The organism is Streptomyces sp. NPDC031265, from assembly GCF_055570295.1.
Window position 1 is genome coordinate 185,016 of the sequence record NZ_JBVIHM010000007.1, and the last position, 13,082, is coordinate 198,097.

The 13,082-nt window shown below is 74.0% G+C and carries 12 protein-coding genes; 2 read left to right on the forward strand and 10 right to left on the reverse strand.

What is annotated here, in order from left to right:
- Positions 1–15: 15 nt before the first annotated feature.
- The 5 genes from ACZ499_RS14110 to ACZ499_RS14130 are packed head-to-tail and all read right to left on the reverse strand — an operon-like array spanning position 16 to position 6,054.
- On the reverse strand, positions 16–1,200 hold the full coding sequence (locus ACZ499_RS14110) for a nucleotide disphospho-sugar-binding domain-containing protein (RefSeq protein ID WP_468674841.1): 1,185 nt from the start codon (positions 1,198–1,200) through the stop codon (positions 16–18).
- Positions 1,201–1,255: 55 nt separating this feature from the next.
- Positions 1,256–2,431 carry a nucleotide disphospho-sugar-binding domain-containing protein gene (locus ACZ499_RS14115; protein WP_468674843.1) on the reverse strand — a complete coding sequence of 392 codons (1,176 nt, stop codon included), beginning with the start codon at positions 2,429–2,431 and terminating at the stop codon, positions 1,256–1,258.
- 32 nt (positions 2,432–2,463) lie between these two features.
- A complete protein-coding gene (locus ACZ499_RS14120) occupies positions 2,464–3,633 on the reverse strand; it encodes a nucleotide disphospho-sugar-binding domain-containing protein (RefSeq protein WP_468674845.1) in 1,170 nt (389 codons plus the stop codon).
- A 10-nt stretch (positions 3,634–3,643) separates the two neighbouring features.
- A complete protein-coding gene (locus ACZ499_RS14125) occupies positions 3,644–4,867 on the reverse strand; it encodes a nucleotide disphospho-sugar-binding domain-containing protein (RefSeq protein WP_468674847.1) in 1,224 nt (407 codons plus the stop codon).
- A gap of 5 nt (positions 4,868–4,872) precedes the next feature.
- Positions 4,873–6,054 (reverse strand): nucleotide disphospho-sugar-binding domain-containing protein, encoded by a 1,182-nt coding sequence (locus ACZ499_RS14130; RefSeq protein WP_468674848.1) that lies wholly within the window; start codon positions 6,052–6,054, stop codon positions 4,873–4,875.
- Positions 6,055–6,243: 189 nt separating this feature from the next.
- Here ACZ499_RS14130 and ACZ499_RS14135 point away from each other — a divergent pair, with 189 nt between their 5' ends.
- Both ACZ499_RS14135 and ACZ499_RS14140 read left to right on the forward strand, forming a co-directional pair.
- Complete coding sequence (locus ACZ499_RS14135) at positions 6,244–6,477, forward strand: hypothetical protein (protein ID WP_468674850.1); 234 nt, start codon at positions 6,244–6,246, stop codon at positions 6,475–6,477.
- A gap of 99 nt (positions 6,478–6,576) precedes the next feature.
- Entirely contained in the window at positions 6,577–7,722 is a 1,146-nt protein-coding gene (locus ACZ499_RS14140; protein WP_468674852.1) for a nucleotide disphospho-sugar-binding domain-containing protein, read from the forward strand.
- A gap of 65 nt (positions 7,723–7,787) precedes the next feature.
- On the opposite strand, the gene ACZ499_RS14145 is transcribed toward ACZ499_RS14140, so the two are convergent.
- From ACZ499_RS14145 to ACZ499_RS14165, 5 genes are all read right to left on the reverse strand, one after another.
- Entirely contained in the window at positions 7,788–8,633 is an 846-nt protein-coding gene (locus ACZ499_RS14145; RefSeq protein ID WP_468674855.1) for an ABC transporter permease, read from the reverse strand.
- Complete coding sequence (locus ACZ499_RS14150; RefSeq protein ID WP_468674857.1) at positions 8,630–9,583, reverse strand: ABC transporter ATP-binding protein; 954 nt, start codon at positions 9,581–9,583, stop codon at positions 8,630–8,632. Before ACZ499_RS14150 ends, ACZ499_RS14145 begins: the two co-directional genes overlap by 4 nt.
- A gap of 1 nt (position 9,584) precedes the next feature.
- Positions 9,585–10,418, reverse strand: a complete 834-nt coding sequence (locus tag ACZ499_RS14155; RefSeq protein WP_468674859.1) for a class I SAM-dependent methyltransferase — start codon at positions 10,416–10,418, stop codon at positions 9,585–9,587.
- A gap of 22 nt (positions 10,419–10,440) precedes the next feature.
- The gene (locus tag ACZ499_RS14160; RefSeq protein ID WP_468674860.1) at positions 10,441–11,637 is read right to left on the reverse strand and encodes a nucleotide disphospho-sugar-binding domain-containing protein; all 1,197 of its coding nucleotides are present in this window, start codon (positions 11,635–11,637) and stop codon (positions 10,441–10,443) included.
- A gap of 183 nt (positions 11,638–11,820) precedes the next feature.
- Entirely contained in the window at positions 11,821–12,999 is a 1,179-nt protein-coding gene (locus tag ACZ499_RS14165; protein WP_468674862.1) for a nucleotide disphospho-sugar-binding domain-containing protein, read from the reverse strand.
- Positions 13,000–13,082: the final 83 nt, after the last annotated feature.

The following is a 13,082-nucleotide window of genomic DNA, read 5'->3' on the forward strand; positions in this document are numbered from 1 at the left end:
CGCGGCGGCGCCGTCTCAGCGGAGGTCACGTACCGCCTCCAGCAGCCGCGGCAGCATCGTGTTGCTGTCGGGCAGCGCGTCCTGCTCGGCGCGCAGACGGCGGGCCGCGGCGCGGTGGGCGGGGTCGGTGAGCAGCGCGCTGACGTGGTCGCGCAGGGCCTGGGCGGTGTTGTCGTCGGGCAGCAGGCAGCGGGCCGCGCCGGTGGCGGTGAGCTGCTGGGCGTTGACGAGGCGGTCGGTGGTCTGCGGCACCAGCAGCTGCGGCACCCCGGCGGCGACCGCGGTCATCACCGTGCCAAGACCGCCCTGGGAGACCAGGGCGTCGCAGGTGGGCAGCAGCGCGTGCAGCGGTACGCCCTCGACCACGCGGACGTTCGCCGGCATGGCCGAGAGCAGATGCCGGTCGGCGGGGGCCACCGCCGCCACGACCTCCACGCCGAGGCCGGCCACGGCGCGTACTGCCTGGTCGAGGACGACCTGGGCGGGATCGAAGCGCCCCGAGGACATGCCCCAGGTCACGCAGACGCGGGGCCTGCGCGGCGGCTCAAGCAGCCAGCCCGGCAGCCGCCCCGGGCCGTTGTAGGGCACGTACCGCATCGGCAGGCGGTGCGCCGCCACCGGCACGTTGCCGCCGGAGGGCAGCTGAAGGCTCGGCGGGCACGGATCGACGGTCACCGCGCCCAGCGACTCCACCGGCCCCAGGTCCCACGCCCGGCGCAGCGGAGCCAGCGCCTCCTCGTCGAACTCCCGCAGCAGATAGGCGAAGTCGATGCCCCAGGTGTGGCGCACCGCGGGCACCCCCAGGCGGGCCGCCACCAGCGGACCGGCATACGTCGTGGGCTCGAAGACGATGAAGTCGGGCCGCCAGCGCGAGGCGAACTCCCACAGGCCCTCCGCCATCGCACCGCACACCGCCACGCCCAGCCAGCAGTTGCCCGCCCCGAAGCGCCGCATCGACGACCACTGCGGCAGCCGGGCACGATGGCGCTCGGCGCGCTGGATGTAGCCGCCCATCATGGCCGGGACGTCGATGTCCGCGCCGACGGCGGCGACGGGCAGGCCCGAGCGCCGCACCGTGGGGACCAGACCGGGCTGCGTGGCCACCACGACCTCGTGCCCGGCGGCCCGCGCCGACCACGCCAGCGGCACCAGCGGGTAGTAGTGCGTCGTCCAGTTCCACACGGTGAACATCACACGCATCCCGCGCCGCCCCCCTTCGCCCCCGTCGTGCCTTCCACCACGTCTGCCACCCCGCTCAACACCCGGCCGCCAGCGCCGCCAGGTCGCCGACCGTCTCGGCGAGGGAGCGCATGGACTTCGCCTCCCGCATGAGCGCGTCGGCGGCGGCCGTGCGCGCGGTCGAGCCGAGCAGCGCCGCGGTCCGCTCACGCAGCAGCGCGGGCGACACCTCGTCGAGCGCGATCATCTCCGCGGCGCCGGTGCCGGCCAGGGCCCGGCAGATGAGCACCTGCTCACTGGTGCGGGGCACGGTCAGCTGGGGCACACCGGCGTCGATCGCGGTCGCCGTCACACCCCCGCCGCCGTGCGAGATGACCAGGTCGCAGCTGGGCAGGAACAGGTGCAGCGGCAGGTCCTGGACCACCCGCGCGTTCGCCGGCACACGGCCGAGCTCCGCACCGTCCCGCCCGGACACCGCGGCGATCACCTCGATGTCGAGGTCCGCCAGGGCCTCCAGCACGCCGCCGAGCGGGAAGACCCGGCTGCCGAAGAGGTGGGAGACCGTCCCCCAGGTGACGCAGACGCGTGGCCTGCGCGGCCGCTCCAGCACCCAGCGGGGGGCCGGGCCCGGTCCGTTGTAAGGCGGGTAGTACGTGCTCAGGCGCCGGATCCCGGCCGCGGACTGCATGCTCGGCGGGCACGGGTCGAGCGTGGCGGCGCCCAGCACGTCGACCTCGCCGAGGCCGAGCCGGTCGCGGTGGCGGGCAAGCGCCTGCCCGGCGAACGGAGCCAGCTGCGCGCTGAAGTCCACCCCCCAGATCTGCCGGACGGCCGGAACGCCGCAGGCGGCCGCGGCGAGCGGTGCGGCGTAGTTCACCCCGTCGAACACCATGAGGTCGGGCTGCCAGGAGCGGGTGAGCGCCACCAGGTCGTCCTGCATGGCGGAGGCGAGCAGGGCGTAGACGGACAGGGGCTGTTCGCCCGCCGTGCGCATCCGCTCCCAGTCGACGTCCTCGCCGCGCGCGGCGATCTCGGCGATCGGCGAGGACCAGTAGTACTTGGAGATGACCGGCATCACGTCGAAGTCGGACCCCACGGCGACCACCGGGAGCCCCGCCGCGGCCACGCCGCGGGTGGCCGCCGGCGGCACGGCGACGAGCACCTCATGGCCCGCGGCGCGGCACGCCCACGCCACCGGCATCAGCCAGTAGTAGTGCGTCGGCCACGACCAGGACGTCAGCAGTACCCGCATCACACACCTTCCTCTCCCACCACCGGGTCCGCTCAGGCGGCGGTGGAGGCCAGTTGTTCCAGGAACCGGACCAGTTCGACCGGCGACGCCTGCTCGTGCGCCTCGTCGCGCAGGCGGCGTGCGGCGTCCGCGTACCGGTCCGCGCCGAGCAGGGCGTTCAGGGCGTCGCCCACGGACGCCCGGCTCGCCTCGCGCGAGGGGATCCGGATGCCCGCACCGGTCGCCGTCAGCCGGTCGGCGGTGACCTCCTGGTCCGGAAGGAGCGGCACGACCGCCTGCGGCAGCCCGGCCAGCACCGTGGTCATCACCGTGCCGGACCCCCCGGGGCTGACGACCGCGTCGCAGCCGGGCAGCAGCAGGTGCAGCGGCTGCATGACGGCCGTGTGCCAGTGCGGCCGCAGCGCCGCGGGCGCGGAGTCGCGGCCGGTGGTCGCGAACACCACGTCCACGTCGAGGTCGGCGGCGGCCTCCAGCACCTGGGCGAGTACGGGGTCGTCGCCGCCGAACCGGCTGCTGGTGGTGCCCCAGGTGACGCACAGCCGGGGCCGCCGGGCCGGCGGCAGCAGCTCGGGGTCGTAGGTGCCCGAGCCGTTGTAGGGGATGTGCCGCAGCCGTTGAGGGGTGTAGTCGACGGGCAGTTGCAGTCCGGGCGGACAGGGGTCGAGGGTGGGCGTCGCACCGCTGACGACCACCTCGTCCAGGTCCAGTCGGCGGTAGAGCGGCCCGAACGCCTCCGCTTCGAACTGCCGCAGCTGGTAGGTGAAGTCGACGCCCCACAGATGCCGGACCGTGGGGATGCCCAGCGCTTGGCCCACGGCCGGCGCGGCATAGGTGGTGGCATCGTGGACGATGACGTCGGGCCGCCACCGCCGGCAGAGCTCCAGGAGCCCGTCGGCCATGGCGTCGGCCGTCCTGGCGAACATGTCGAGCGGTGTCGGGGGCCGCTGTCCCGCCGCCCGTACGCGCGGCCGCCGCTCGGCGCCGCCCGGCCGTGCCCGGTCCATCAGTTTCTGGACCGTCGGGCCGAGGTCGACGTCGTGCCCCACGGAGACGGTGCTCAGCCCGGTGCGGACGGCGACCGGGACCAACGACGGCGGGCAGCCGACCAGCACCTCGTGCCCGGACGCCCGCATCGCACCGGCCAGCGGGACCATGGGGTAGAGGTGGGAGGGCCAGGCCCAGCAGACGAACAGCGCGCGCATGAAGGCTCTTTCAGAGGAGTCGGACCGGGGCCGGCGGGACCGGCCCGAGCCCGCCGCCGCGCACCAGCGCGTCGAGCGTGCCGACGACCTGGCTCGGTGTGGCGAGCGCGTCGTGCTCGTTCTTGAGACCGCGGGCGCGGGCGGCGGGGGAGGGCCGGTCGAGCAGACGGGTGAGGAGGCTCTGGAGGTTGGCGGGAGTGTTGTCGTCGGGCAGGAGGTGCAGCGCGCCGCCGGTGGCGGTGAGCTGCTGGGCGTTGACGAGGCGGTCGGTGGTCTGCGGCACCAGCAGCTGCGGCACCCCGGCGGCGACCGCGGTCATCACCGTGCCAAGACCGCCCTGGGAGACCAGGGCGTCGCAGGTGGGCAGCAGCGCGTGCAGGGGGACGTTCTCCGCGACGCGCACGTTCGGCGGCATGGCGGAGAGCAGATGCCGGTCGGCGGGGGCCACCGCGGCGACCACCTCGACGGCGAGGGCGCCTGCCGCCCGGACGACCCGGTCGAGGACGACCTGGGCGGGATCGAAGCGCCCCGAGGACATGCCCCAGGTCACGCAGACGCGGGGCCTGCGCGGCGGCTCAAGCAGCCAGCCCGGCAGCCGCCCCGGGCCGTTGTAGGGCACGTACTGCATCGGCAGGCGGCGGACCTCGGCGGGGACCGCGGGGCTCGGGGGCAGCTGGATGCTGGGCGGGCACGGGTCGACGGTCACCGCGCCCAGCGACTCCACCGGCCCCAGGTCCCACGCCCGGCGCAGCGGAGCCAGCGCCTCCTCGTCGAACTCCCGCAGCAGATAGGCGTAGTCGATGCCCCAGGTGTGGCGGACGGCGGGGATGCCCAGGCGCGCGGCGACCAACGGCCCCGCATACGTCGTGGCCTCGAAGACGATGACGTCGGGCCGCCAGCGCGAGGCGAACTCCCACAGGCCCTCCGCCATCGCACCGCACACCGCCACGCCCAGCCAGCAGTTGCGCACCCCGAACTCGCGCATCACCGCCCAGTCGGAGGGGTTCTGCCCGTCGCGGTCGGTCAGGCGCTGGAGGAAGCCGCCCATCATCGCGGCGACGTCCACATCGTGGCCGACGGCGGCCACCGGAAGGCCCGAGCGCCGCACCGTGGGGACCAGGCCCGGCTGGGTGGCGACCATCACCTCGTGCCCGGCGGCCCGCGCCGACCACGCCAGCGGTACCAGGGGGTAGTAGCAGGTGTTCCAGCCCCACGCGGTGAACAGGATGCGCATCGCCTTCACCGCCCCGCCGGCCGGGCGGAGTCCCGCACCATGCCGGCCAGTTGCCGTACCACCGCGGCGGCCGCCGGCTGGCTCTCGGCCTCGTCCCGCAGGCGCACGGCGGCGGCACTGAACGACGGGGTGCCCAGCATGCGCCGCGCCGCGTCGCGCACCGCCTCGGGGTCGGTGGGAGCGTTGCCCAGGGACAGTGCCGCACCGGTCGCGGCGAGCCGTTCGGCGGGCATCAGGTCGGAGACGTACTGCGGCACGCACAGCTGCGGCACCCCGGCGGTGACGGCAGCCATCATCGAACCCGCGCCGCCCCGCGCGATCAGCAACCGGCAGCTCGGCAGCAGCAGGTGCAGCGGCAGCCGCTCCACGACGCGTACGTTGCCCGGCAGCCGGCTCTCGTCGAGGCCCGCGCGGGAGGCCACCGCGACGACGACCTCGACGTCGAGCCCGGCCAGTGCTTCGATCAGCCGCCGCTGCAACCCGGCGGCCCGTGCGTGCTCGGCCTTGTTGGCCCAGTGCGGGGAGACCCCCCAGCTCAGACAGATCCGGGGCCGTCCGGGAGGGGCGAGCAGCCAACGCGGCACCACACCGCTGCCGTTGTACGGGACGTGGCGCAGCCCCAGCCGCGGGTGCGGCGAGGGGATCTGGAGCGACCGCGGGCACGGGTCGACGGCGGCGAAGCCGCGGGAGTCGAAGGTGTCGGCGCCCAGCCGCGCGCTCAGCTCGGCGAACGCCTCCTGTTCGTGGGCGTGCGCCGCGGCGTGGAAGTTCACCCCCCACAGCACGGGGGCGTGCGCGATGTCCAGGGCGGCGGCGGCCAGCGGGGCGGCGTAGGTGGTCGGTTCGTGCAGGACCAGCGACGGCTTCCACACGGCGCACAGCCGCTTCACGTCGTCCGCCATGTCCTCGGCGATCCGCACCGAGAGCCCCAGCCGGCGCCGCCTGCCGGGCGGTCGCACGGTCTCCTCCACCGCGTGCAGCGGGCGCATGGCGCTGCCCAGCAGGTCGGTGTGGTCCACGGCCGAGCCCACCGCGGCGGCGGGCAGTCCGGCGCCGGTCACCGTGTCGATGAGCGGCGGCTGGGTGGCCACGGCGACCTCGTGGCCCGCGGCGCGGAACGCCCAGGCGAGCGGCACCAGGGGTATCAGATGCGAGGGCCAGGCCCAGGACACGAACAAGACACGCACGTTTCCCAGTGCCTCCGCCCTTGTGTGCTCACTCCATCTGGTTTCCCAAGGCTGGGACAAGGCTCTGGAAAATACGTCCAGAATCGATGAGGCTGCGCCGCCCCCGGTTGTAGCCGCGCGCCGGTTGTGGGCAGGATGCAGATCGGGGCCTGGTACATGGCCCGTACATAGTTGTTAAGGAATGAACTCTTGTCCTCAGATGCACCCCGGCCGGACTCCCGTACGAGTGGCGGAGACGCGCCCAGGCGTTTTCCGATATCCGCGTGGATCGGTTCCGCCCTTCCCCTCGCCATGGTGTGGGTCGTCCTCTATCTGACCCACGCGGTGCCCATGGAGGCGCTCTCGGCCATCGCGGTCGCCCTCGTCGTCCTCGCCCTGTGGGTCGGCCTGTCCGCCACGCGGCGCCTGCGGCGCGGCCGTTGAGCGCGCCGCTGCCTCACCCGTCCTCGTAGCCGCCTCGATCGGCGCCTGCCACCGTCCTCGCGACGCCCCGAGCCGTGGGGACGAGGAAGGCGGGACCGTATGCGCGTGCTGTTCACCACCTGGGCCTGGCCCACCCATTACCAGCCGATGGTGACCCTGGCGTGGGCGTTCAGAGCGGCCGGGCACGAGGTGCGCGTGGCCAGCCAGCCCTCCTTGATGCCCACCGTCCGCGCCTCCGGGCTCACCGGTGTGCCCATCGGCTCGGACCGGCAGACGACACCGATCGTCGACGCGCTGCTTGCCGTGGACCCCGCGGTCCGCGGCGACGGGCGCAGCTCACGGACCGTCTCCAGCTACGCGGCGATCGCCGACACCATGGCCGGGCCACTGCGCGCCGTCATGGAACGCTGGCGGCCCGACCTGGTGGTGTTCGAGGAGAGCACCTACGCGGCGCCGATGGTCGCGCGCCGCCTGGGCATTCCGGCCGTCCGCCACCTGTGGGGGGTGGACATCCTCTCCTACGTACGGTCCTTCGAGCCCGCGGCGCTGGCCCCGCTCGCCGAGCGGCTGGGCCTGGACGAGCAGGACACCACCGGCCTGGCGACCGTCGACCACTGCCCGCCCAGCCTCCAGGTGCCCGGGGACTTCCCCCGGCTCCCCATGCGTTACGTGCCCTTCAACGGCTCCGGCGTACTTCCCGCCTGGTCGGCCGGCGCGCCCCGGCGCCCCCGCGTCTGCGTGACCTACGGGACCACCAGCTCGCGCCTGGCGCACTACGCCTTCGTCCTGGACCGCATCGTCGGCGCCGTCGCGGACCTGCCCGTCGAGGTGGTCGCCACCGTGGCGGGCAGCGACCTGAGGCGGTTGTCCGAGGCGGGCACCCATGTGCGCGTGGTCGAGCGCATGCCGCTGCACACGCTGCTGCCCAGCTGCGATCTGCTCGTGTCACAGGCCGGGCCGAGCACCGCGCTGACGGCGGCCTCCTGCGGCGTCCCGCAGTTGATGATCCCTCAGCTGCCCGACCAGAAGCTGATCTCCTCGCTGGTCGCGGGCGCGGGCGCGGGGACACGCCTGGAGCTGGCCGACGCGAGCGCCGAGGCGATCCGTGCGGCCGCGCGCGCCATCCTGGACACCCCCGCCTACGCCGGGGCCGCCCGCCGCCTGCGCGAGGAGAGCCGCCGCCTGCCCGCCCCCGGCGAGGTGGTCCACGCCATCACGCGCGCCGCGGGACTGGCCGCCGCATAGCCCGCACATGCGACGGCGGGCCCGGTCATCCGACCGGGCCCGCCATCCGCACGTGTGCCGCGTACTCAGTCCAGTGCCGCGCGGCGGAACGCCCGCAGACCGACTCCGCTGATGAGGGCGGAGCCCCCCAGCACGGCCAGCAGGACGGCCCACAGCGGCAGATGCGGCATTCCCGGGGTCAGGGCCGCGCGGAGCCCCTCGCTCAGATACACCACCGGGTTGAGCAGCACCACCACCTGCAGCCAGGGGATGGCGTCCAGCGAGGCCCACGGGTAGTAGACGCAGCCGAGCATCATCGCGGGCATCATCACCAGGCTGAACAACATGTTGACCTGGGCGGGCTTGACGACCGAGCCCAGCCACAGGCCGAACGCGGCCGACAGCAGCGAGCCGAAGAGCACGACGGCCGCCAGCAACGGCCAGTTCGCCACCGTGATGTCGGGGGCCTGGCCCGGGGCATGCAGGAACACCACGATCGGCAGCACCAGCAGGACCGAGACCAGCGCCTGGGCCGCGCCGCTGACGATGCGCGCCGCCCCCACGGCCCACACCGGGACGGGGGTGAGCAGCCGGTCCTGGACCGTCTTGGGATAGGACAGCTCGCTGATCAGAGGCATGGTGACGCCCAGGACACCCGCGAAGAGCATGGTGTTGGCCAGCAGCCCCGGAGTGATCACCGTGCTGAAGGACGGCCCGCCCACCTGCCGCGCGCCGGAGACCGAGGGCAGCACGTACGAGAAGACGAAGACCAGCATCAGCGGTTCGACCAGCACCCGGGCCAGGAAGCCGGGCAGCTGTTTGCGGAAGACCACCCGGAAGTCGCGCGCCAGGAAGGCGGCGAAGACCCGGCTGGTGCGTACGGGTGCGGCGGGCCGGGCCGCATGCGTACGCGGGGCCGACAGGACACTCATGAGCGGTACTTCCTTCCCGTCAGCGCGAGGAACGCGCTCTCCAGACTGGGCCGGGAGGTCTTCATGTCGAGCAGCCGCCGCCCGGCCGCGGAACCCGCCGCGATGAGCTCGCCGAGCAGCCCCTCGGGCTCCTCGGTGACCACATGGACGGTGTCTCCCTCCGCCCGCGCCCGGCCCAGCGGGCCCCGGACGCCGGCGGACGCCGGGTCCAGGGCGACCGGCCCGTCGAAGGTGGCGGTCACCGACACCTCGCCGCCCGCGCGGGCGACCAGCGCGTCGACGGTGTCGCAGGCCAGGACCCGCCCGTCGTCGATGATCGCCGCTCGGCGGCAGAAGCGCTCGGCCTCGTCCAGGTTGTGCGTGGTCATCAGGATCGTCTGGCCCTGCCCGTGCAGTTCCCGCAGCACGTCCCACAGGTGGATGCGGCTGTGCGGGTCGATGCCGGCCGTCGGCTCGTCCAGGAAGAGGACCTCGGGCCGGTGGACCAGGGCGCGGGCGATCAGCATCCGCCGCAGCTGGCCGCCGGAGAGCTGGTAGAACAGCGCGTCACGGCGGTCGCCGAGGCCGAACTGCTCCAGCAGCTCATCGGCGCGCCGCCGCGCCGCCCTGCCCCCCACCCCCCAGTAGCGGCCCCGGAATTCGAGGTTCTCGCGCACCGAGAGCTCGCGGTCGACGGCGTTGGTCTGGTGGACGAGGCTGATGCGCCGACGCACCTCCAGGGACTCGCGCACGACGTCGAACCCGCTGACGCGGGCGCTGCCCCCGGTGGGCAGCACCAGCGTGGTGAGCATGCCGATGGTGGTGGACTTCCCGGCCCCGTTGGGGCCGAGCAGCCCGAAGAACTCGCCCGGGGCGACCTCCAGGGTGACCGAGCGCACCGCCTCCCGCTCACCGCTCCTGCTCCGGTACGTCTTGCGCAGCCCCGAGGCCGCGATCACTGCCCCGCTCACCTCACGCCTGCGGCTTGCGCAGGGTCAGGGACTGGCTCATCACGGGGTAGTGCGGGGAGACCAGCAGTTCGGGCAGCGAGGCGACCACGTGGTCGAAGTCGAACTCGGGGAGGCCGAGCAGCTCCCGCGGGTCGCCCGACTCCAGGACCAGGCCGCTGTCGGCGATCGCGGCGCCGATGTCCTGGTTGACGCCCCACATGTTCTGCTCCAGCACGCCGAACGGCTTCAGGTCCAGGAAGAGGTCGACGGTCAGCACCATCAGGCCGCCGGGGCGCAGCAGGCGCGCACCGGCCTCGATGACCTCCTTGGCCTCCGCCGCGTCGAGGTGCTCCAGGACCGACAGGCACAGCACGCGGTCGAAGCTCTCCGGCTCCAGCTCGGTGTCCTGGAGCTTGTCCGCGATCAGGCGCACATCGGTGCCGAACGTCGTGTTGAGCATCTGGTGCAGCTCGGGGCTGAGCGGGAGGTAGCCGGGGTCGGTCCACACGTTGTAGTCGTCACGGGCGGACGGGTCGACGTTGACCACCTCGCAGCCGGCCTTCGCGGCGACGAACTGCAGGCCGCTGAGCCCGCTGCCGACGTCCAGGACCCGCATTCCCGGCTCCAGGCGCGCGGCGGCGAACATCCACGGGTACTCGTGCACCCGGGTGCCGCTCGCGTACTGGAACGCGAACGGGCCGTAGTCGGGGTTCGCGGGGTCCTGCAGCGCTTCGCCGGGGCGCTGCATGGGGCGCTTGCCCTCCTCCACCAGCCGCACCGAGCGGTGCCCGTACGGCGCGCCCCACTCCTTGTTCCACGCGGTGAACTCCGGCGGAAGGTCCTTACGTGCCAGCATGCTTGTGCCTTCTTTCGCTGTGTCAGCCGGCCGTCGCCGCGGCGGGCGCGGTGCGGCCCTCGCGGGCGAGCTTTTCGAGTACCGGGACGATGTCGGTGGGTGCGGGCTGGGCCTCTGCCTCGTCCCGCAGCCGGGCGGCGTCGCGCGCCCAGCGCGGGTCGTCCAGCATGTCCGTGACGCGCGAGCGCACCACGGCGGGCTCGGCCTCCTCGGGCAGCAGGATGCTCGCCGCGCCCGAGGCCGCCATGCGCTCCGCGACGAACGCCTGGTCGGGGAACTGGGGCACGATCAGCTGCGGCACCCCGCACGCCATGCCGGTCATGGTGGTGCCGTTGCCGCCCTGATGGATCATCAGGTCGCAGGTGGGCAGCAGGAGATGCAGCGGCAGGCCCTCGACGACGCGGATGTTCTCCGGGACGGGACCGAGGAACTCGCGGTGGCTCGGCGCCACCGTGACGATGATCTCGGCGTCCAGGCCGGCGACCGCCTCCAGCATCCGCCCGGCCAGCACCAGGTTCGGATTGACGGCGGCCAGCGTGGTGCCCCAGGTGATGCAGACCCGCCGCTTCCTGGGGGGTTCGAGCAGCCAGTGCGGCATCTCGGCGGGGCCGTTGTAGGGGATGTAGCGCATCAGCTGACGCGGATAGTCCGAGGGGATCTGGATGCGCGGCGGGCACGGGTCGACGGTGAGCGCGCCCAGCGGGTTCACGTCGGTGACACCGAAGCGCGCGCACATGTCGGCGAGCAGCGCGGGCTCCGCGTGCCGGCCGCGGTAGGCGATGTCGGGCGCCATCAGCACCCGTACGTTGGGCACGCCCACGGCCGCCGCGGCGATCGCCCCGGCGTAGCTGGTGGGGCTGTGCACGACCAGGTCGGGCTGCCAGGCGCGGGCGAAGTCCACCAGGCCGTCGACCATCGTCTCGGCGATGGACGCGAACATCTTCAGCGCGCGCTCGCCCTTGGGCTTGCGCAGCTCACGCCAGAGCTCCGGGGTGGCGGGCGCGTCGCGGTCGATGCTCATCGTGCCGCGCGTCAGCTCGCTGAAGTCGACGTTCTCGCCGACCTCCACGGCCGGCTGGCCGGAGTGCGTGATGGTCTCGGCGAGCGCGGGCGGACCGGCCACCCGGATCTCGTGGCCCGCGTTGCGCATCGCCCAGGCCAGCGGCACCAGCGGGTAGTAGTGCGGGGGCCAGGCCCACGCGGTGAACAGCACGCGCATGCGTTCTTCTTCCTTTCACCCGCCTCGGCGCGGGCGGAGTGCAACGTGGGGAAGGGGGGGCGCCGGGCAACGCCTTCGGCGGGAAGGGGGCCGCGGCCGAGGCCGTCGCCCGGCGGTCCACACCGTCGCACCGCCCCTTGGGGAGCGGTTGGAGGATCGATCGGCCGGGGCGGCCGGAGCCGGTCAGGCGGTGCGCGCGGTCCGCAGCAGCTCCGCGACGAGCTCGGTCGGTGCCCGGCGGGCGGTGTTCTCCCGGCGGGCCTCGCGTGCCCGCGCGGCGAAGGAGGGGCGCTCCAGTACGTCGAAGACGGCCGACAGTACGGCCTCCGGGGAGGCGTCGGGCCCGGCCAGTGCCTTCCCGGCCCCGCCGGCCTCCAACTGCCGGGCGATTGCCAGGTGATCGGGCAGCTGGCCGACGGCCACCTGCGGCAGCCCCGCGGCGAGCCCGGTCAGCACCGAGCCCGCACCGCCCTGCGAGACCAGCAGGTCGCAGTGCGGCAGCACATGGTGCAGCGGGGTGTCGACGAGCACCTGGACATTGCGCGGGGTGCGGCCGAGCAGCGCGAACTGCCGGCCGGAGACCATGGCGACGACATCGACGTCGAGCTCGGCCGCGGTCCTGGCCACGTCGCCGGTCAGGAAGTGGCGCTCGTCCAGCGCCGCCATGGTGTGCCCCCAGGTCACACAGACCCGGCGGCGCGGCGAACCGCCGGGCACCGCCCGCGTGGACTCCGGCCCGTTGTACGGCACGTACCGCGACACCAGCCGTGCGCTGTCCGTCGGCAGCGCGAGGCAGGACGGGTTGGGGTCCAGGGTCACGTCGCCCATCGCGTTCACCTGGCTGAGGCCGAGCCGCCGGCACGTGGGCTCCAGCAGCTCCGGCAGCAGATGCCGGAAGGGGAACATCAGATCCGGCCCGTACAGGCACCGCGCCGCGGGCACGCCGGCCGCCGCCGCGGCGAGGGGGCCGGCGAACGCCGTCGGGTCGAAGACGACGAGGTCCGGCCGCCAGGTGCGGGCGTGGTGGACCAGGTCGTCGGCCATCAGGTCGGCGAGGCGGGCGAACAGGGCCAGCGCCCGCGGCCCGCGGCCCGCGCCCGGCCCGGCGCCGGAGGACTCCCCGATGACGAACTGCCGGAAGTCGGGCAGGGCGTCGACGTCCGGCCCCACCGCGACGGCGGGCAGGCCCAGCGCCGCCGCGTCCGGGACGAGGCAGGGCTGGCACGCCACCTGGACGTCGTGCCCGGCCGCGCGCAGCGCCCACGCCCACGGCGCCATCGGATACAGGTGGGTGCGCCAGCCCCAGCTGACGAACAGGATGCGCTTGGACTCGCGGACGCCGTCGTACGGGGGGCTGGGCATGGGTCTCCTCGCGGGATCGGGCCGTCGGTGCGACGACGGCGGGCAAACCCCACTGTGACCGCGGCCCTTGGATTCGCGTTCGA